Here is a 19,682-nt window from a genome sequence, read left to right as displayed (position 1 = left end):
GCACTGGACGCTGGCACGCCCCCCTCGCTCGTATGTCCCTCAATGGAAATCCCGGCTTGGGAACAGGCGTTTGGCCTGTTCGCGCGGGTGGTGGGCGGCGGTTTTGCGGTATGTTCTGGGGGCGTCGTCGGCTTGGGGTTGGGTGATGCCCACCGCGTCGTCAAGCGGATGGCCAAGGTCGGAAAGCCTGTGGGAAAGGTCCTCGATCTGGTCCGCGATAAGATGCACGACGATGCCCTCGCGCTCGAGCCGTCCGGTGACACGCAACAGCCGCCCGCCCATGACAATGCGCCGGAACCGCTTATAGACCTTCGGCCAAACGACCACATTTGAAACACCCGTCTCATCCTCAAGCGTCAGAAAAATCACGCCTGACGCGGTGCCGGGGCGCTGGCGCGTGATGACCAGACCGCAGACAGAGGTGCGCTTCAGTGGCGCGACGGGCAAACGGTCATGCGGCGTCAAGCCAGAGATCGTCGGGCGCAACAGCTCCATCGGATGGGCACGCAGCGTGAGGCGCAAGGAGATGTAATCCTCGACGACTTCTTCGCCCAGATGCATGTTTGGCAGATCCACCTGAGGCTCGCGAATGCCCTCGCCATCCAGCGGGTCGGCAAAAAGCGGCAACGGCGCAGGGGCCCGGATTGCGCGGACCTGCCACAGCGCATCGCGCCGCGTCAGCCCCATACCGATAAACGCATCCGCCTCGGCCAGCCGTTCAAGCACGGAAGGCGCGACACCGGCACGCAGCCAGACGCTTTCAGGGTCCTGATAACCGTTGCCCCGCGCCGCCCTGATCCAGCCCGCGTCTTCCGCGCGGAAACCTTTGATCTGGCGAAAGCCAAGCCGCAGCGCCAGCGCCCCGTCGGCGCGACGCTCTAAGATATTGTCCCATTCCGAATGATTGACGCAGACCGGCCGCACCTCGACGCTGTGGTCCCGGACATCCCGCACGATCTGGGCGGGGGCGTAAAACCCCATCGGTTGGGAATTCAGCAGGGCGCAGGCAAAGATTGCAGGATGATGGCATTTAAGCCAGGAGGACACATAGGTCAGCATGGCAAAGGCGGCGGCGTGGCTTTCGGGAAAGCCGTAATCGGCAAAGCCTTCGATCTGGGAAAAACAGTCCTCGGCCACGTCTTGCGGATAGCCGTTTTTCAACATGCCCCGCACGAACCTATCGCGATGCTCGCCGATCGTGCCCAAGCGCCGAAACGTCGCCAGCGAGCGGCGAAGCTTGTCGGCCTCTTCGGCGGTATAGCCCGCGCCCACCACTGCGATCTGCATGGCCTGTTCCTGGAACAAAGGCACACCAAGGGTCTTGCGCGTCACCTCTGACAGTGCGGGGCCAAAAGGTTTGGGCACCTCCAACCCCTGTCGCCTGCGGATATAGGGTTTGACCATGCCGCCCTGGATCGGACCCGGTCGGACGATGGCGACCTCGATCACCAGATCGTAGAATGTCGCGGGCTTCATCCGTGGCAAAAAATTCATCTGCGCCCGGCTTTCGACCTGAAACACGCCAACCGCATCGGCCCGTTGCAGCATCTCATAGGTGGTGTGGTCCTCTTGCGGCACGGTGTCGAGGCTGAGCCGCATCTTCTCGTGTTGCTCCAGAAGATCAAAGGATTTGCGCAGGCAGGTCAGCATTCCAAGCGAGAGAATATCGACCTTGAGAATCCCAAGCGTGTCAATATCGTCCTTGTCCCATTCGATCACCGTGCGATCGTCCATCGCGGCATTCTCGATGGGGCACAGCTCGTCAAGCCGCCCGCGCGTGATGATAAACCCGCCGACATGCTGGCTCAGGTGACGCGGAAAACCGATGACCTCGCCGATAAGCTTGAGCGTCTGCGCCAGACGCAGGTCCGTTGGATCAAGGCCCAGCGCCCGGACCCGGTCCATATCGACCCCCGCGTTGGACATGCCCCAGATATCGCCCGACAGCCGCGCCGTGACGTCCTGCGACAGCCCCATGACCTTGCCCACCTCGCGGATCGCGGCACGGGTGCGGAAATGGATCACCGTGGCGCAAAGCCCTGCGCGGTGACGACCGTATTTCTTATAAATCCACTGGATCACCTCTTCGCGGCGTTCATGTTCGAAATCCACGTCGATGTCGGGCGGCTCGCCGCGATGGCGCGAGATGAAGCGTTCAAACACCATGCCGATCATGTCGGGGCTGACATCGGTGATGCCCAACAGATAACACAGGATGGAATTGGCCGCCGAGCCGCGTCCCTGACACAGAATACCGCGCGCGCGGGCCTCTTGCACGATGTCACGAACGGTAAGGAAGTAAGGCGCATATTTCAGCTCATCAATCAGCGCCAACTCCTTTTGCATCAACTGATGCACCCGCTCAGAAGCCCCGTTGGGATAGCGCCGTTTGACCCCCTCACGGGCCAGCCGTTCCAGGCGGGCCTGCGGCGTCTCCCCCTCGGACATCTCGTCGGGGTATTCATAGCTCAGTTCCGAAAGGTCAAACCCGCAGCGCGCCGCGATTTCCAGGCTGCGTTTCAGCGCCGCCGGATGCCGGCGGTAAAGCCGCGCCATATCGGATGCGCCTTTCAGGCGGCGCTCGGAATTGGGCAGTGCCTTGGTGCCGATCTGGTCAATGGTGATGCCTTCACGCAGGCAGGTAAGCACATCGGCAAGCTGTCGGCGCTTGCCGTGGTGCATCAGCACATCGCCCACGGCGACCATCGGGGTAGAGCACCGCTGCGCCATGGCGGCACAGGCATCGAACCATGCCTGATCCGAACCGTCGTAACGTGGTGGGGCGCCAAGAAAGACCGCGCCGGGAAACCGACGCGCAAGCCGCCGTACAGGGGCCTGTGCCAGGTCCAGATCGGCGGGCGGCAAGGCGATAAGGATCATTCCCTGACACCCCGCTTCCAGATCCTGCAAATCAAGATGGCACTCCGCCTTTTCCGCCCGCCGTTTGCCAAGGGTCAAAAGCCGCGACAGCCGGTGATAGGCGGCGCGATCCGTGGGCAGGGCCATCCATTCCACCGGGCAATCACGCAACACCAGACGGCTACCGACGATCAGCTTGGGAAGGCGGGGCATCTGGGGCGGGTGCAGGTCCTGCGGCTGCCCGACCTCTTGGCGCGAACAGGAATCGACCTGATGCGAAGAGCGCACGCGCAAGGTCTGGGTCGCCTCCTCGCGCAGGGTCTTCAGCGCAGAATAGGCCCGCACCACCCCTGCGAGCGTATTGCGGTCCGTGATGGCGATGGCCTCCAGACCCAGTTCCGCCGCACGCAACACCAATTCCTCCGGATGCGAGGCGCCGGTGAGAAAGGTGAAATTCGTCGTCACGCACAGCTCTGCATACCCTGCCCCGTCGCGTTGCCGAAGCCTTTCTTCGAGCGGAACGGCGTCGGCTTGCCTTTGACCGCGGACACCCTTGATCATGTGAATTCCCCCTGCACGAACCAACCGGGGTTCTGCGGGGTATAGAACAGCCACAGCCGCCGCCCCTCGCGCGTGTCCACCTTCCAATAATCGCGCACCCCACGACGCCAATTGTCATCGGGAAGCCACCACTCGGGCGCGATCCGTTCGGGCCCGGTGGCACGGCCCACCGTCAGGCGCATGCGTCGCCAGCGAAACTGTGCGGGCGGCTGTGACCCACTGGCCGAGATCGATTCCGGTGGGAACAGGCACGATGGGCGGGACCGCAGCGTACTCCAGCCACGCTCGGGCGTGCTGAAAGCCGCGGGTGCGATGGAAAAGGCGCGTTCGGGGATATGACTGTCGGCGGGCAGAAACCGCTGGATATTCTCCAGCCCGATGCGGGTGCCGATGCGCGTGATCAGGTCATTGAGTTGATCCGGCGAAGCCTGACGGCGCCCGATCTGCTGAACAGCAAGCGGTTCGACCACCGTGGCTTCAATCCGGATCTGATCAATACCAAACCCCGCATCGACCTTTCCCACACCCCGCTCGAACAGCGGCAGAATACGGGCCGGATCGCGCATCGCCGCGGCCAGGCGCAGCTCGACCATCTGGCACCCCTGATCGACCCGACGCAGGGTAAGACACAGGCTGCGCGCCCCCATCTCCTGCGCTTTAAGCTTGTCACAAAGCGGCGCGAGCAGCCGCGCAGTGACCCCCATCACATCCTCGGTCAACCCGATCGGTTCGGGCAGACTCATCCGTGTCGCATAATGCGGCGGTTCGCTTTCTGGCATGGTTGGTTCAGAGGTATCCCCCATAGCCTGATCCAGCCGCAGCATCAGTTCCGGACCAAAACGGCGGGCAAGCGGCGCGCGGGCGGTGGCGGTCAGATCACCGATACGACGCAACCCCAGACGTTGCAGCGCGACGACCATCCGACCGTCGATCCGCAGCGCCGCGACAGGTAAATCCGCAAGCGTGCTGTGCACGTCTCCAAAATGCGCGCGCGCCCATGCGGCACCACGGGTCTCGCCCACCCCAAGCCGCAGCTCCAATCCGGCACGGTCGGCGCGGGCACGCATGTCGTCCAGCATCCCGGCCTCACCGCCCCAAAGATGCGCCGCCCCCGTGACATCAAGCACCAAACCATCGGTGCCCTCATAGCCCGCCCAAGGGCAATAACGCGTCGCCCAACGGCGCAGAACGGCAAGGAAAGGCGCATCCAGATCAGGGCGGGCCGGTCGGCTGATCAGATCGGGGCAAAAGGCGCGGGCATCGGCAAAGCTCATTCCACGGCTCAGACCCACCTGCTCTGCCACCTGATTAAGGCAATAAAGCCGCTCGGTATTATCGGCCTTCACCGTCAGCGCAAACGGCCCCTCAATCGGGCACTGCCGCAGAACCCGGTCGCTCGCCAACCGGGGAAACCACATCGAGACGACTCGTTTGTTGATTCCATCGAACATGCCAGGCCCCAAATGTTCCCGATTTGTTCTTAATAATTTCCCAGCGCATCAGAGTCGAGTCTTCCTGTGCCGGATCAAAAACCGGGCTGGCGCGCCAACGGGTTTCTGCGGCGTTCGACCCCATGCCATCCGAGATAATGCACAGCCCTGTCGTTCCACCCGCCTTGGCCGCCAATTGCAACCGCCGCCCCTCGCGCAGATCCAGCGGGCGGGTTACCTCAAGGACAACATAAGGCAGCGCGCTGTCTTTAAGCGCCTCTTCGGCCACGGCAAGTGCATCGGTTTCATCCTTTGGGCGCGCCAGCAAAAGCTGCGCCGGATCGAAAAGGGGCAACAACCCCTGTGGCGTCAGGGTCTTGGAAAGCCACGCCTCCCGAATCCAAAGCACGGGCCCCCGCGCGACGATCGCGGCAAAGCCCATCGCACCGGCCCCGCTGACCTCGTGGACACGGGCAGAGCACAGGGGAAAAACGTTCTGAAAAGCGACTCGCATGAGTTGGAACGTAAAGGGAACACGCCAATGCATCAACGACCATGCTCACATTGACCCGCGCCGGATTTGCCTGAGGCTTCAACGTCCAGGCGTGCGCAAAATCCGGCGCCAGATGCGCCGAGAAGGCATTGATATTGAACGCTGCAAGGTGGTCAGTCTTTCTCTTGCGGCGCGATCTCGCGGTCTTCTTCTGTGACGTTCAGTGTCGACCACATCGCATCTTTCGGCGGGGCCGGCGGGGTTTCGCAGGTCCGCTGGTGAATGTTCACCTTTGCAATGAAATGCGCGGAAATCGGGGCGGTTACGAACAAAAATGCCATGATCAGCATCTCGTGCAGCGATCGTTCACCTTGCACGAAGGAATACAGCATTGATGCCAAAAGCAATGCGCCGATGCCGACCGTGCCCACCTTTGTCGGGGCGTGCAGGCGCGTCATCGGGTCGTTGAACTTCAGCAGACCAATCACGCCGACGGCAACAAACCCCGACCCGATCAGCAAGAGCAGCGCCACCGCATATGTACCGATAATCTCAAGGCTCATTCGATGATGTCCCCCCGCAAGATGAACCGCGCAAGTGCCACGGTCGAGACAAAACCCAGCATCGCAATCAGCAACGCGACCTCAAAGTAGATCTGCACACCTTGATAGATGCCCAGCAAAACGACCAACCCCAACGCGTTGATAACCATCGTGTCAAGCGCCAGGATGCGGTCACCCTGGGTCGGGCCAATCACCAACCGCACCATCGACAGGATCTGCCCCAAGGCCAGTGTCACAAAGGTGACGATCAGCGCAAAATTCAGTAAATCCGCAGCAGCAATCATATAAAAATCTCCTCCAGCCGGCGTTCGTAGCGGATCTTGATGTCTTCCAGAACGGCGTCGGGGTCATGGGTGTGCAGCACATGCACCAGCAGGCTGTGGCCATCGCTGGACAGGTCGCAGGACACGGTACCAGGGGTCAGGGTGATCGTCCCTGCAAGCAAGGTAATCGCCTCGGGCTGGCGCAGGTTCAGCGGCACGGCAATCCACGCAGGCTTGAGCTTGGCGTTCGGAACCGACAGAACAACCCAAGCGACCTGAATGTTGGCCACCAGAATGTCCCACATCACAATCAGGCAATAGCTGAACATCTTGCCGATGTGAAACCCTTGCGGCAGATCAGGCCACCAGATCGAGGTCATCCGCGGGATGATGATCCCCAGGATAATGCCGAACACCACCATGCCGGCCGAAATGTCATTTTGCAGCAGGGTCCAGACAACCGCCAGCAGCAGCGTCAAAAGCGGGTGCGGCAAAAGCCAGTTATAGACGCGGGACATATCAGTGGTCTCCCGTTTTGGGGGTGCTCAACTTGCCGGGCGTGTCCACCACCGTCGAGATATAGGGCTGCGGTGCGAACAGTTGCGCGGCCATCGTCGTGGTGTAGCTGTGCACGGGCCCTGCAAAAACGGTATGCGCGACCAAAAGCGTCACCAGACCGCCAACCGCCACATAGGACAGCGCATGAGGTCGCGCCAGCGCTTCGGCCTCTGGCTCGGGGGTGACGGAATGCGCCTTCCAGAACAGAATGCTGCCTGCGCGCGAGAACCCGACAATGCTGATCAGGCTTGATCCAAGCACAACCGCCCAGATCCAGACCATCTGGGGGCTGTCATAGCTGGCATTCAGCACCAGCAACTTGCCCAGAAAACCCGACAGCGGCGGCAGTCCGGCCATCGCAATGGCCCCGACAAAGAACAGCGCAGCCGTCAGCGCGTTGCCCGCAAGAACAGGCTGCGGTGTCAGCGTCAGACTGCCCCGCCCCGTGCGGACAAGGTCAGCGATCAGGAACAGCGCGGCACCGGCCAGCGTCGAATGCACGATATAGTACAACGCCGCCGCGATACCGGCGGGGGTGAACAGCGCAATCGACACCATCACCATACCCATCGACCCGATCACCGAAAACGCCACAAGCCGGTCCAGATGTTTGGCCGCAAGCACGCCGGTCATCCCGATGGCCAGCGACACCAGTGCCGCGGGCATCAGCCAATAGCCATGCAATCCGGCCGTCGCCGCCAGATCGGGCGGAAAGATCATCGTATAGACGCGGATGATCGCATAGGCGCCCACCTTGGTCATGATCGCGAACAGCGCGGCCACCGGGGCCGGCGCTTCGGCATAGCTGGATGGCAGCCAAAAGTGCAACGGCACCACCGCCGCCTTGATCGCAAAGACCAGCAACAGCAGCACGGCAGCGACCCGAATGCCCACCGTCGCCTCGGGGCCGATTTGCGCCACGCGGTTTGCCAGGTCGGCCATGTTCAGCGTACCCGTTTCGGCATAGATCGACCCCAAGGCGAACAGGAACAGGGTCGAGCCGATCAGGTTGAACAGCACATATTGCACACCTGCCTTCAGTCGCGCATTGCCGCCTGCGTGGATCATCAGACCGTAGGACGCGATCAGCAGCACCTCGAAAAACACGAACAGGTTGAACAGGTCGCCCGTCAGGAACGCGCCCATGATGCCCATAAGCTGGAACTGGTACAGCGCGTGAAAGTGCCAGCCGCGATTGTCCCAGCCCGATCCGATGGCATAAAGCAGCACAAACAGCGCCAGGACCGCCGTCAGCAGCACCATCATCGTGGAAAGGCGGTCAGCGACCAGCACAATGCCGAAGGGCGCGGCCCAGTCGCTCATTTGATACAGTGTGATGGTGCCGTCGAATGCCTGAAGGGCCAGGCCGAAAGCAACGGCGATCAGGCCAAGAACGCCCGCCACGGACAGCACCCGCTGAATGCCGATGTGATAGCGTGCGGCCAGCACGATAAAGGGCGCGACAAGGGCGGGCAGGATAATGGGTGCAGCGATCCAATGGTTCATGATGCGCCCTCCGAACGGTCTTCATCGGTTTGGGGCTGGTCGTCCACATGATCGTCATCCGACCCCAGAAACGCGCCAAGGCCGATCATCACGACAACAGCCGTCATGCCGAAGGAAATAACAATCGCCGTCAGCACCAGGGCCTGCGGCAGCGGGTCGGTATAGGTGCTGACCCCGTCTTGCAGGATCGGCGGCGCCCCCACTGTCAATCGGCCTGAAGCAAACAGGAAAACGTTCACCGCATAGGTCAGCAGCGACACCCCCAGAATCACGGGAAAGGTCCGCAGCCGCAAAGTCAGGTAGATGCCCCCGGCGGTCAGGATGCCAATGGCGGATGCAACAAGAAACTCCATGTTACACTCCCTTCTTTTCGGCGGCGGCAAGTCCCGCAGCTTTGGTGTCGTCGCGCAAGGGATCAATGTCCATGGGTTCGTCGCTGTCATGGTATCCGGCCAGCCGCGCCAGCCGCGAGAAGCTTTCCAGCGACAGCATCACAGCGCCGACAACGGCCAGAAACACACCCAGATCAAACAGCGCAGCAGTGGCCAGTTCGAATTTTTCGAACGGTGGAATGCGGACATAGGTGAAATCCGAAGTCAGGAAGGGCTTGCCAAAGAACCATGACCCGATGCCGGTCAGCCCCGCAATCAGAACGCCCGCCCCGATCACCCCGTGATAGGGATACCGCAACCGCGCCGACGCCCAGCCAAAGCCGCTGGCCATATACTGCATGACGACGCCAATGGACACGATCAGGCCCGCGATAAATCCACCACCCGGTTCGTTGTGGCCGCGCAAGAAGATGTAGAAGCCGACCATAAGAACAACCGGCATGATGACCCGCGTCAGCACGACCATCATCATCGGATGCTTGTTGCCCGACCGCGACTGATCGGGTTTGCGGTTCAACAATCGCGCCCGCACCGGACCGTCCAGCAGCGTTTCGGTCATCGCATAGATCAGCAGCGCAGCGATGCCCAACACGATGATCTCGCCATAGGTGTCAAAACCACGGAAATCGACAAGAATGACGTTCACGACATTCGTACCGCCGCCGCCCTTGTAGGCATTGGCAAGGTGGAATTCCGAAATCGGCGTGCTGACCGCGTCGCGCAGCAAATAGTGATAGGACAGCCCGAACGTCGCCAGCCCCCCCAGCACCGCCACACCTGTGTCACGCACGCGGCGCAACACAGTGCTTTCCACGGGTGTGGTCTTGGGCAGGAAATTCAGGGCCAGCAGCAACAGGATGATGGTGACAACTTCGACGGTGAATTGCGTCATCGCCAGGTCGGGCGCGCTGAAGAACACAAAGCCGATGGACACCATCAGACCCACGATGCCGATCAGGATCAGCGACAGCAGCCGGTTGCGGTGCAACAGGACCAATCCCGCCGTGGCCGCCGCCAGCATCAGCCAGGCCGCGATGAACACAGGCGGTGCATATTGCACTGCGCGTGTATCGGGTCCGACCGTACCGGTGGACCATGCGTGATACCCGACAGCGACCATGACCACCAAGGCAATTGCCGCATAGCGCGAAAACGCACCGTTGTGCGACGCGTGGATGACCTCGCGCGCCAGCTTCGCGACCGCCTCGACGATGGCCTCGAAGATGACTTTGGCCTCGGGGCGCGGTGCCTTGTCCCAGACGAACAGCGCCGGCTTGAACAGCGCCAGCATCAGCAAACCGCCCGCAATGGCGATCAGCGACATGTACAGCGCAGGCACAAGACCATGCCAGATCTTGAAATGCGCGGTCGGAACCGCTGCCGCGTCGCCCAGAACCGATGCCGTCACCAGCTTCACGAAGGGTTCGGCCAGGAACGGCGCCACGCCAATTGCCACCACCAGAACAACCAGCACAGCAGGCGGCAGCCAAAGGCCGGTGTTGGGGTCATGCGGCTTGGCCGGATAGTCGTCGCGCACGGGGCCAAAGAACACGTGCCCGATCAACCGGAAGCAATAGGCGGCAGAGAACAACGACCCCACCGTTGCCAGCACCGGCACCAGCATGGGGCTGCCAAACAGGACAGTGTGGTGCGCTTCTTCCAGCATCATTTCCTTGGACAGGAACCCGTTCAGCAACGGAATTCCCGCCATCGAAAGTGCCGCCAGACTGGCAATGCCAAAGGTCACGGGCATCAACCTGCGCAACCCACCCAAACGGCGAATGTCGCGCGTGTGCGCCTCGTGATCAATAATGCCCGCAGACATGAACAACGCCGCCTTGAACGTCGCGTGGTTGAGAATATGAAAAACCGCGGCCATCGCGCCAAACGCGGTGCCTGTGCCCAGCAGCATGGTGATCAGGCCCAGATGGCTGACCGTCGAAAACGCCAACAGCGCCTTCAGATCATGTTTGAACAGCGCAATCACCGCGCCCAGAACCATCGTGATCAGTCCCGCCGTGGTGACGATCGCAAACCACTCAGGCGTGCCCGACAGCACCGGCCACATGCGTGCCATCAGGAAGATGCCCGCCTTTACCATCGTGGCCGAGTGCAGATAGGCCGACACAGGCGTCGGCGCCGCCATCGCGTGCGGCAACCAGAAATGGAACGGGAACTGCGCCGACTTGGTGAACGCGCCCAGCAGAATCAACACCAGCGCAGGGACGTACAGCGGATCGGCCTGTATCAACTCGCGGTTCTGCAAGATCACGCTCAGGTCATAGCTGCCGACGATCTGGCCCAGCATCAACATGCCACCGATCATCGCAAGCCCACCCATGCCGGTGACCGTCAACGCCATGCGCGCGCCCTGACGCCCTTCGGGCAGGTGTTTCCAATATCCGATCAACAGGAAGGACGACAGCGACGTCAGTTCCCAGAAAACCAGCAAAAGCAGGATGTTGTCGCTCATGACAATGCCCACCATCGCGCCTTGGAACAGCAGCAGATAGGTGAAGAACTGCCCCACATTGTCGTCGCGGCTGAGATAGTGGCGCGCATAGGCAATGATCAACAGGCCAATGCCAAGGATCAGCAGGGCAAAGAAAAAGCCCAGCCCGTCCAGCATCAACGAAAAGTTAAGCCCCAGCAGCGGCATCCAGTCGACCCGCGCCATCACCACATTGCCCGCAAGCACAGCAGGCAGGTTGGTCAGCAGACCCACAAAAGCCGCCAGCGTCACGGTGAACGTGACGCCCGCCGTGGCCGACCGTCCGGCAGAGTTCATCAATCCAGGAAGCAACGCACCCAGGAATGGTAAAGCGACGATAAAGAACAGAGACAAAAGAACTCCTAATCCCTACGAAAAATCCAGCCCACCGATTATGAATTAATTTCCCGCAGCCACAAGGTTAACAACCTCAAGACTTCAAGATTCTCAAGTTGTTCCGGTCATTCCAGACATAAAGTCGCACCTTCGCACTTAACAAGAAACGCCGTGGTTCCTGGGCAGAAGCGGGTGCTGTGCAGTTGCCATACTCTATAACTGTTGCGCCCCTGTTGCGCCGCCGCATCGCGAGAGGACGGACGAGCAGAGGTGAGCTGGCGCCACGAACGATAAACTGCGCGCGCAAGACCACCCGAAAGCCGGCCAATCCACTGAAAATGAAAAAGGTGGCGGAGGAGGTGGGATTCGAACCCACGGAGGACTTTCACCCTCGTCGGTTTTCAAGACCGGTGCATTCGACCACTCTGCCACTCCTCCGACTGGGGTCCAATAATGCGGCTTCCGCGATTCGGCAAACCGCGATTTTCCTCCTCGTGCGCGGGGAATATTGCCGATCGGCCCAGCGCGCGCTTTTCACACCGGCTCACACGCGCTAGAGTGCGCCCAACGCCCCCGACAGAGGGGCCATCACGCGTGCCGTTCCGGGCGCACCGGCCCACTGGGGTGCCGGAGACAGGCAAGGACTTGATGACGATGACTTGGGCAGTCTTCTCTACACAAATTTCCAATTCCACCAAAGGCTTGATTGCCGCCACCTGCACGCTGGCCTTGCTGGCCGGATGCGACGAAGGCGGGCAGTTCAGCCTGGGACAAGGTCTGGGCATCAAGGCGCAGGGCAGCGAACAGGTCAGCGCCACCAAACGCACCCGCAAGACGGTCGAGCGTGACATCGAAGCGCCCGACGTGTTTTCCGCCACCGAACCGGGACTATGGGACGGGCGGCCATCGCTGGGCGGTGTCTGGGTCGCGCACCCTGACGTGAAGGACCCCGAGCGGGTGATCATCCGCAACCAGGCCAACGGCCAGTTCGTCGTCGGCGCCCTGTTCCGCCGCGAACGTGACATCCCCGGACCACGGCTTCAGGTGTCATCCGATGCGGCAACCTCGCTGGGTATGCTGGCCGGTGCACCGGTCGAACTGAACGTGACCGCCCTGCGCAAGGAAGAGATCACCGAGGACGGCCCTGCCGAAGCCGCGGCTGATGGTGCCGCCCTGCCCGCAGCCTCGGATGTTGCCGCGACACCGCTTGATCCCGTCGCGGTCGCCGAAACCGCGCTGGACGATCCGGCCACGCCCACCGCTGCCGCAGCGCCCCCGACCCCGGCACCGCAACCTGCCGCGAAACCACGCACGTCGTCGCTGGACAAGCCCTATGTCCAGATCGGCATCTTCTCGGTCGAGGCCAACGCCGAACGCACCGCAAACCAGATGCGCGGCGCAGGCGTTGTGCCGCAGGTCAAAACATTCGAAGCCAATGGCAAAACATTCTGGCGTGTGGTCGTAGGCCCCGCCGTAACCGCATCCGAACGCAAACAGCTCCTTGCCAAGATCAAGGAACAGGGCTTCTCTGACGCCTACGCCGTGACCAACTGAAGGACACCCCAATGATGATCCGCACCCTTGCTGCCGCCCTTGCGCTGATCCTCACCGCCCTGCCCGCGCTGGCCTTTGACACCCGCGCCAGCTCGGCCTTTGTGATCGACCACACCACCGGCACGGTCCTGCTGACCAAGAACGCGGACCAGCCGCTGCCGCCTGCGTCGATGTCCAAGCTGATGACGCTGTACATGGCCTTCGAGGCCCTGGGTGACGGCCGTCTGACCCTGAACGAAGAATTGCCCGTGTCGCAACACGCAATGAATTATGCCGGGTCCACCCTGTTTCTGAAAGCGGGCGAACGGGTGCCGGTCGAAAGCCTGCTGCGCGGCATCATCGTGCTGTCGGGCAACGACGCCTGTGCAGTCATCGCCGAGGCGCTCAGCCCCGATGGCACCGAGGCAGGCTTTGCCCGCCTGATGACACAGCGCGCGCAGAAAATGGGCATGACAAACTCGACCTTCGCCAACTCGAACGGCTGGCCGCAAGCAGGCCACCTGATGTCGATGCGCGATCTGGCCCTGTTGGCGCGCCGCATCATCACCGATTTCCCGCAGTATTACCCGCTGTTTGCTGAAAAAGAGTACCTCTTTGATGCCAACGAGGCGTCGAACCGCTTTAACCGCAACCCTCTGCTGGGTCTTGGCATCGGCGCGGACGGGCTGAAAACGGGCCACACCCAGGAGGCCGGCTACGGCCTTGTCGGCTCGGCCGTGCAAGACGACCGTCGCATCATCTTCGTGCTGTCCGGCATGCCCTCGGCCGAGGCCCGCGCCGAAGAGGCCGAAGCCGTGGTTAACTGGGCCTTCCGCCAGTTTGCCCAGCGCCCTTTGGGCAAGGCCGGCCAGCGCATCGCGCAGGCCGACGTCTGGATGGGCCAGTCGAAAACCGTCGGCCTGACGCTGGATCAGGATCTGAACGTTCTGCTGCCGGTTCTGGCCGGTGACGACATCAAGGCCGAGGTCGTCTACACAGGTCCGATCAAGGCACCCGTGACCGCAGGCGACACACTGGCCGAACTGGTGATTCAGCCCGAGGGCCTGCCCGAAACCCGCGTCCCGCTGGTGGCCGAAACCACGGTTGCCCCCGCCGGCTTCATGGCCAAGGTCAGCGCCGTGGCCCTGATCCTGCTGGAACGGCTGAACCGTGGCCCCGAAGAAGAAACCGGGGCCGCCAGTTGAGCCAGCCGCAGGCCCCGCGCGGCACTTTCATCACATTCGAGGGCATCGACGGCTCGGGTAAATCCACGCAGGCCCGTCTGCTGGCCGATCATCTGCGCGCGGCGGGGCACGATGTGATCCTGACCCGCGAACCCGGCGGCTCGCCGGGCGCCGAAGAAATCCGCGCGCTGGTCCTGCAAGGCGATCCCGACCGCTGGTCCGCCGAAACCGAGATCTTGCTGTTCACCGCCGCCCGCCGCGACCATCTGGAACGCACGATCAACCCGGCCCTCGCCGCAGGGCAAATCGTGATCTGCGACCGCTTTGCCGACAGCACCCGCATGTATCAGGGCCTGTCACGCGGTGACCTGCGTGCCACCGTCGACCAGTTGCACAGCCTGATGATCGGGCGCGAACCCGACCTGACCGTACTGATCGACATGGACCCCGGGACCGGCCACGCCCGCGCCAAATCCCGCCAGACCGCCGAAGAACGTTTCGAGGATTTCGGCGCCGACCTTCAAGCCCAGATGCGCGCGGGCTTTCTGGCACTGGCCCAGGAATTCCCCGACCGCTTCCGCACCATCAACGGCGCCCGCGACATCGACGCGGTGGCCGCGGACGTTGCCGAAACAGTCACCACCCACCTGTCTTCTTTTGGCTGAAAATATCCCGGGGGTGCGTTGCGCAGCAACGCGGGGGCAGCGCCCCCAAAATAAAGTGCGTTGCATAGCCCCCATTCCAACCCCTGCAACACGGTGCTAGACCTGCGCCATGGCCACCACCTCACCCGATACCCAGCCTGCCGATCAGGTCCCCGGCGCCCCGCATCCCAGCGCGGCGACGCATCTCATCGGTCAGGACGCAGCACAGCAGGCGTTTCTTGATGCCTTCGCCAGCGCGCGCCTGCATCATGCCTGGATGATCACCGGCCCGCGCGGCGTGGGCAAGGCAACACTGGCATGGTCCATCGCGCGGTTCCTGCTGGCCACCCCAGATCCTGCCGAGGACGGCGGCATGTTCGGCGCGCCGCACCCGCCTGCGTCTTTGCACATCGATCCCGACCACCCCGTCGCCCGCCGCATCGCGGCCCGGGCCGAACCGGGGTTGAAATCCATCACCCGCACCGTCAACGAAAAAACCGGACGGATGCGCGACCAGATCGTCGTGGACGACATCCGCCGTCTGGCAGGGTTCTTCCAGATGTCCTCGGCCGACGGCGGCCGCCGCGTGGTCATCGTGGACGCCGCCGACGACATGAACACCCAAGCGGCCAACGCCCTGCTGAAAATGCTGGAAGAGCCCCCCGCCCGCGCCACCATCCTGCTGATCTCGCACCAGCCGTCGCGGCTGCTGCCCACGATCCGCTCGCGGTGCCGCACCCTGCGGCTGGGCACCCTGCCCCCCGAACAGATGGCCCAGGCGATGGCACAGGCGGGCATCGAGACAGGCGACACCACCGCAGCACTTGCCGAGCTGTCCGCAGGCTCGGTCGGCGAGGCATTGCGCCTGTCGCTGTCCGGCGGTCTGCAAATCTACGCCGAAATCATCGGCATCCTCGGATCATTGCCCAACCTCGACCGCGCCCGCACCCTGAAACTGGCCGAAGCCGCCGCACAGCGCGGGGCGGCGGACAAACTGGATCTTTTGTTCGTGCTGCTCGACATCGCTCTGGGCCGTCTGGCGCGCACCGGTGCCACCGGCAGCCCCCCCGCCACACAGGCCGCACCGCACGAATCCACCGTGCTGGCGCGCCTTGCCCCCGACGCCCGCGCCGCACGCGGCTGGGCGACCACGCAACAGCAGGTCAGCGCCCGCGCCGCACATGGGCGGGCAGTCAACCTTGACCCTGCCGCGCTGGTGTTGGATACGTTTTTCAAGCTACAACAACAGGCACTTGCCTGAAGGGCCCAATGCAGACACCGCACATCACCGACAGCCATTGCCACCTGGACTTTCCCGACTTTGACGGCGAACGCGACCAGATCATCGCCGACGCCGCCGCCGCGGGCGTCACCCGCATGGTCACCATTTGCACCAAGTTGAAGAACGAACCGCAAGTGCGCGCGATTGCTGAGAAATACGCCCCCGTCTTCTATGCCGCAGGCACCCACCCGATGAGCGCGGCGGATGAGCCGATGGCCTCGGTGGATGAACTGGTGGCATTGGCCCAGCATCCCAAATTCGTGGGCATCGGCGAAACCGGCCTTGATTACCACTACACCGCCGACAGCGCCGAGGTGCAGCAGCAAAGCCTGCGCATCCACATCGCCGCCGCCCGCCAGACCGGCCTGCCGCTGATCATCCATGCGCGCGCGGCCGACGACGACATGGCCCGCATTCTGGCCGAAGAACATGCCAACGGTGCCTACGCCTGCGTCATGCACTGTTTCTCGTCCTCGCCCGAACTGGCCCGCGCCGCCCTTGACCTTGGCTTTTACCTCAGCATGTCGGGCATTTCCGCGTTCCCCAAAAGCCAGGAGCTGCGCGACATCTTTGCCGCCGCACCCGTGGACCGCATTCTGGTCGAAACCGACGCCCCCTACCTGGCACCGCCGCCCCATCGGGGCCGCCGTAATGAGCCGGCCTATACCGCGCACACCGCGCGCGTCGGGGCGCAGGTGTTCGGCATGGACTACGCCGATTTCGCCGCCCAGACTCAGGCCAACTTTGACCGTCTGTTTTCCAAAGCCGCCGCTTACAAGGTCGCCGCCTGATGGCCGACCTGCGCTTTACCATCCTCGGCTGCGGCTCGTCGGGCGGGGTGCCGCGTCTGGGCGGGCACTGGGGTGCCTGCGATCCGACCAACCCGAAAAACAACCGCCGCCGCTGTTCGATGCTGGTCGAGCGCACAACAGATGCAGGCACCACCACCGTGCTGATCGACACCTCGCCCGATCTGCGCAGCCAGTTGCTGGACGCAGGTGTCGGACGGCTTGATGCGGTGATCTACACCCACAGCCACGCCGACCACGTGCATGGCATCGACGACCTGCGCATGATCGTGTTCAACATGCGCGCCCGTCTGCCCGTCTGGGCCGACCCCGAAACCCAAACGGCGCTGCTGGACCGGTTCGACTATGCCTTTGTGCAGCCCAAGGGGTCGATGTATCCGCCCATTCTGGACATGCACACCATCGACGGCGACGTGACCGTGACCGGCGCGGGGGGCGACATCACCTTTACCCCCTTTTCGGTCAACCACGGGGCCATCGACGCCTTGGGCTTTCGCATCGCCGATGTGGCCTATCTGCCCGATGTGGCGACCATTCCCGATGCGTCCTGGGGCCACTTGCACAATCTGGACTGCTGGATCGTCGACGCCCTGCGCCGCGACCCCCATCCGACCCACAGCCATCTGGCCCAGACGCTGGAGTGGATCGACCGGATGCAACCCAAACAGGCCGTGCTGACCAACATGCACATCGACCTCGACTATCAGACGCTGGCAGACGAGACCCCCGACCACATCCAACCTGCCTATGACGGCCTGTCGCTGACCTTCCCCGACTGACCGCTTCTCTGGTTCTTATAAATCCTCCCCGAAGGGCCGCTTTCCGACCCTCCCAAGGCTCTGAATATGCAAACCCTTCTTGACGTGATCCTGCCCGTCTTCCTTGTCATCGGCTTTGGCTATGTCGCGGTCTGGACCAAGACCTTTCCGATCTCGGGCATCGACGGGGTCATGAAGTTCACCCAAAGCTTTGCGATCCCCTGCCTGCTGTTTCAGGCGATTGCACGCATGGACCTTTCGGCCAATTTCGATCCCGGCATCCTGATCGCCTTCTACACCGGGGCTGCGACCTGTTTCACCCTTGGCACGCTGGTGTCGTTCTATCTGCTGAAACGCGACCTGGAAGACAGCATCGTCATCGGCTTTTGCTGCCTGTTCTCGAATTCCCTGCTTCTGGGGCTTGCGATCACCGAAAGCGCCTATGGCACGGCGGCATTGACCGGCAACTTTGTCATTGTCGCGATCCACTCGCCTTTTTGCTATGGCCTGGGCATCACGGTGATGGAAATCGCACGCAACCGTGGTGCAAGCCCCCTTCAGACCGCCCGCGCCGTGACCCGTGCCATGTTCCGCAATGCACTGGTGATCGGAATCGTGCTGGGGTTTGCCGTCAACCTGATGCACATTCCTGTTCCCGGCTTTTTGAACGACGGTCTGGACCTGATCGTGCGCGCCGCCCTGCCCGCGGCGTTGTTTGCGCTGGGGGGTGTTCTGATCCAGTACAAACCCGAAGGTGACAAGCTGGCCATCGCAATGGTTTGCCTGATTGCGCTGGTGGTGCATCCCGCCATCACGTGGACCATTGGCAAAAGCCTGCACATCTCGCCCGACTTCTTCCGCTCTGCGGTGCTGACAGCGGCGATGGCGCCGGGGGTCAATGCCTATATCTTTGCCAATATGTACGGACGTGCACGCCGCGTGGCCGCGTCATCGGTGTTGGTGGCGACAGGCGCGTCAGTGATCACCGCATGGCTGTGGCTGGTCGCATTGGGCACGCATATCTAAACCGGGTCTTGCGCGCGCCGGTGCCAGCGTTCGCGTTCGAAATGCGCGTTGATCGACCCGCCCAGCAGCACCAGGAAGGCACTGATGAACAGCCACATCAACAAGGCGATCACCGCCCCGATCGAGCCGTAAATCTCGTTATAATTGCCGAAGTTCTGCAAATAGATCGAAAAGCCCAGCGATGCGGCCGTCCAGCCCAGCGTGGCGAAAATCGCTCCGGGGGTGAACCATTTCATCCGCGCCTCGCGTTTGACCGGTCCCATGCGGTAGAGCAGTGAAATCCCCGCGTATAGCACCACGATCATCACCACCCAGCGTGACAGTTCGATCAGACCGCTGTTTGCGATCCCGAAGGGCACAAAACGGATGATGATCGGCGCCAGCACCATGCAGGTCAGCGCAACCAGCGCCACGCCCACCAGCGTCAGCGTCAGCAAAATCGCCCGCACATAATGCGACAACCCGCTGCGGTTGGGCTGGCCGTAGATCGCGTTCAGCCCGCGCATCACCGCCGCCACCCCGGCCCGCGATGTCCACAGCGCCAGGGTCAGCGATACGCCAGACGCCCAGGTCAGCGTGGCGCGGTCGCCATTGGTCAGTTGCGCGATCTGTTGCGAAATCAGGTCGTATACCTCTTGCGGCAGCACCGCGCGGAACTTGTCCACCTCGACCGCAACCACCTCGGGGTCGGCCACGATGCCCCACATGGCGATGATCGCGGCAATGGCGGGAAACACCGCAAGAATCGAATAAAACGCGACACCGGCCGCGATCAGCGTCATGTTCTTGTCGTCCAGGTCCACCCAGACATGGCGCAGAATGCGCACCCATTGCCCCCGCGACGAATAGGGCGCGGGCGGACGTGTGTCGGCGGTGGATGTATCGGACTGGGACAAGCGGAAACCTACAGCTGAAGAACTCTGGCACATTGCCCTGTGCACGTCCGACCCTCAACCCATGCGTGGGGTTTTGTGATGGCGGCACTGCGCAATGC

At 62.5% G+C, this 19,682-nt stretch carries 17 protein-coding genes and 1 tRNA gene; 7 read left to right on the top strand and 11 right to left on the bottom strand.

The genetic code is table 11. The features are described from left to right. Window positions 1-39: 39 nt before the first annotated feature. The 10 genes from AAC077_RS00905 to AAC077_RS00860 form a co-directional block, all read right to left on the bottom strand. A complete protein-coding gene (locus tag AAC077_RS00905; RefSeq protein WP_339765978.1) occupies window positions 40-3,420 on the bottom strand; it encodes an error-prone DNA polymerase in 3,381 nt (1,126 codons plus the stop codon). Continuing rightward, complete coding sequence (locus AAC077_RS00900) at window positions 3,417-4,871, bottom strand: DNA polymerase Y family protein (RefSeq protein ID WP_339767910.1); 1,455 nt, start codon at window positions 4,869-4,871, stop codon at window positions 3,417-3,419. Before AAC077_RS00900 ends, AAC077_RS00905 begins: the two co-directional genes overlap by 4 nt. Continuing rightward, window positions 4,786-5,292: a hypothetical protein gene (locus AAC077_RS00895; RefSeq protein WP_339765976.1), complete on the bottom strand. Its 507-nt coding sequence runs from the start codon at window positions 5,290-5,292 to the stop codon at window positions 4,786-4,788. The genes AAC077_RS00900 and AAC077_RS00895 overlap by 86 nt, the downstream gene beginning before the upstream one ends. Window positions 5,293-5,516: 224 nt before the next feature. Next, window positions 5,517-5,906: a Na+/H+ antiporter subunit G gene (locus AAC077_RS00890; protein ID WP_339765974.1), complete on the bottom strand. Its 390-nt coding sequence runs from the start codon at window positions 5,904-5,906 to the stop codon at window positions 5,517-5,519. Further along, complete coding sequence (locus AAC077_RS00885; protein ID WP_339765972.1) at window positions 5,903-6,190, bottom strand: K+/H+ antiporter subunit F; 288 nt, start codon at window positions 6,188-6,190, stop codon at window positions 5,903-5,905. The genes AAC077_RS00890 and AAC077_RS00885 overlap by 4 nt, the downstream gene beginning before the upstream one ends. Next, window positions 6,187-6,687, bottom strand: a complete 501-nt coding sequence (locus AAC077_RS00880) for a Na+/H+ antiporter subunit E (RefSeq protein WP_339765970.1) — start codon at window positions 6,685-6,687, stop codon at window positions 6,187-6,189. The genes AAC077_RS00885 and AAC077_RS00880 overlap by 4 nt, the downstream gene beginning before the upstream one ends. Window position 6,688: 1 nt before the next feature. Beyond that, window positions 6,689-8,233: a monovalent cation/H+ antiporter subunit D gene (locus tag AAC077_RS00875; RefSeq protein WP_339765968.1), complete on the bottom strand. Its 1,545-nt coding sequence runs from the start codon at window positions 8,231-8,233 to the stop codon at window positions 6,689-6,691. Then, window positions 8,230-8,586, bottom strand: a complete 357-nt coding sequence (locus tag AAC077_RS00870) for a Na+/H+ antiporter subunit C (protein WP_028956614.1) — start codon at window positions 8,584-8,586, stop codon at window positions 8,230-8,232. Before AAC077_RS00870 ends, AAC077_RS00875 begins: the two co-directional genes overlap by 4 nt. Before the next feature lies 1 nt (window position 8,587). Next, entirely contained in the window at window positions 8,588-11,470 is a 2,883-nt protein-coding gene (locus tag AAC077_RS00865; protein WP_339765965.1) for a monovalent cation/H+ antiporter subunit A, read from the bottom strand. Window positions 11,471-11,800: 330 nt separating this feature from the next. Next, window positions 11,801-11,890 (bottom strand) — tRNA-Ser (locus tag AAC077_RS00860). Window positions 11,891-12,106: 216 nt separating this feature from the next. Here AAC077_RS00860 and AAC077_RS00855 point away from each other — a divergent pair. From AAC077_RS00855 to AAC077_RS00825, 7 genes are all read left to right on the top strand, one after another. Beyond that, a complete protein-coding gene (locus tag AAC077_RS00855) occupies window positions 12,107-13,006 on the top strand; it encodes an SPOR domain-containing protein (protein ID WP_339765963.1) in 900 nt (299 codons plus the stop codon). A 14-nt stretch (window positions 13,007-13,020) separates the two neighbouring features. After that, entirely contained in the window at window positions 13,021-14,190 is a 1,170-nt protein-coding gene (locus AAC077_RS00850; protein WP_339767908.1) for a D-alanyl-D-alanine carboxypeptidase family protein, read from the top strand. Next, window positions 14,187-14,834, top strand: coding sequence for a dTMP kinase (gene tmk / locus AAC077_RS00845; RefSeq protein WP_339765961.1), 648 nt, complete (start codon window positions 14,187-14,189; stop codon window positions 14,832-14,834). Before AAC077_RS00850 ends, tmk begins: the two co-directional genes overlap by 4 nt. A gap of 109 nt (window positions 14,835-14,943) precedes the next feature. Next, complete coding sequence (locus AAC077_RS00840; protein ID WP_339765959.1) at window positions 14,944-16,074, top strand: DNA polymerase III subunit delta'; 1,131 nt, start codon at window positions 14,944-14,946, stop codon at window positions 16,072-16,074. Window positions 16,075-16,082: 8 nt separating this feature from the next. Continuing rightward, window positions 16,083-16,886, top strand: coding sequence for a TatD family hydrolase (locus AAC077_RS00835; RefSeq protein ID WP_339765957.1), 804 nt, complete (start codon window positions 16,083-16,085; stop codon window positions 16,884-16,886). Then, window positions 16,886-17,683: an MBL fold metallo-hydrolase gene (locus AAC077_RS00830; protein ID WP_339765955.1), complete on the top strand. Its 798-nt coding sequence runs from the start codon at window positions 16,886-16,888 to the stop codon at window positions 17,681-17,683. Before AAC077_RS00835 ends, AAC077_RS00830 begins: the two co-directional genes overlap by 1 nt. A gap of 66 nt (window positions 17,684-17,749) precedes the next feature. Continuing rightward, window positions 17,750-18,688 (top strand): AEC family transporter, encoded by a 939-nt coding sequence (locus AAC077_RS00825; protein WP_339765953.1) that lies wholly within the window; start codon window positions 17,750-17,752, stop codon window positions 18,686-18,688. Here AAC077_RS00825 and AAC077_RS00820 read toward each other — a convergent pair. Next, the gene (locus AAC077_RS00820) at window positions 18,685-19,584 is read right to left on the bottom strand and encodes a YihY/virulence factor BrkB family protein (protein ID WP_339765951.1); all 900 of its coding nucleotides are present in this window, start codon (window positions 19,582-19,584) and stop codon (window positions 18,685-18,687) included. The genes AAC077_RS00825 and AAC077_RS00820 overlap by 4 nt on opposite strands. Window positions 19,585-19,682: the final 98 nt, after the last annotated feature.

It is taken from the genome of uncultured Pseudosulfitobacter sp. (genome assembly GCF_963976325.1).
In the GTDB taxonomy this organism is placed as follows: Bacteria; Pseudomonadota; Alphaproteobacteria; order Rhodobacterales; family Rhodobacteraceae; genus Pseudosulfitobacter.
The sequence above is the reverse complement of the archived record's forward strand: the minus strand, read 5'-3'. Positions and strand labels throughout refer to the sequence as shown.

Bases quoted from the DNA above. Each gene is read 5' to 3' on its own strand.
- AAC077_RS00905 (WP_339765978.1), bottom strand. From the start codon at position 3,420: ATGATCAAGGGTGTCCGCGGTCAAAGGCAAGCCGACGCCGTTCCGCTC.
- AAC077_RS00885 (WP_339765972.1), bottom strand. From the start codon at position 6,190: ATGATTGCTGCTGCGGATTTACTGAATTTTGCGCTGATCGTCACCTTT.
- AAC077_RS00850 (WP_339767908.1), top strand. From the start codon at position 13,021: ATGATCCGCACCCTTGCTGCCGCCCTTGCGCTGATCCTCACCGCCCTG.
- AAC077_RS00880 (WP_339765970.1), bottom strand. From the start codon at position 6,687: ATGTCCCGCGTCTATAACTGGCTTTTGCCGCACCCGCTTTTGACGCTG.
- AAC077_RS00840 (WP_339765959.1), top strand. From the start codon at position 14,944: ATGGCCACCACCTCACCCGATACCCAGCCTGCCGATCAGGTCCCCGGC.
- AAC077_RS00890 (WP_339765974.1), bottom strand. From the start codon at position 5,906: ATGAGCCTTGAGATTATCGGTACATATGCGGTGGCGCTGCTCTTGCTG.
- AAC077_RS00825 (WP_339765953.1), top strand. From the start codon at position 17,750: ATGCAAACCCTTCTTGACGTGATCCTGCCCGTCTTCCTTGTCATCGGC.
- AAC077_RS00895 (WP_339765976.1), bottom strand. From the start codon at position 5,292: ATGGGCTTTGCCGCGATCGTCGCGCGGGGGCCCGTGCTTTGGATTCGG.
- AAC077_RS00870 (WP_028956614.1), bottom strand. From the start codon at position 8,586: ATGGAGTTTCTTGTTGCATCCGCCATTGGCATCCTGACCGCCGGGGGC.
- AAC077_RS00835 (WP_339765957.1), top strand. From the start codon at position 16,083: ATGCAGACACCGCACATCACCGACAGCCATTGCCACCTGGACTTTCCC.
- AAC077_RS00855 (WP_339765963.1), top strand. From the start codon at position 12,107: ATGACTTGGGCAGTCTTCTCTACACAAATTTCCAATTCCACCAAAGGC.
- AAC077_RS00830 (WP_339765955.1), top strand. From the start codon at position 16,886: ATGGCCGACCTGCGCTTTACCATCCTCGGCTGCGGCTCGTCGGGCGGG.
- AAC077_RS00875 (WP_339765968.1), bottom strand. From the start codon at position 8,233: ATGAACCATTGGATCGCTGCACCCATTATCCTGCCCGCCCTTGTCGCG.
- AAC077_RS00900 (WP_339767910.1), bottom strand. From the start codon at position 4,871: ATGTTCGATGGAATCAACAAACGAGTCGTCTCGATGTGGTTTCCCCGG.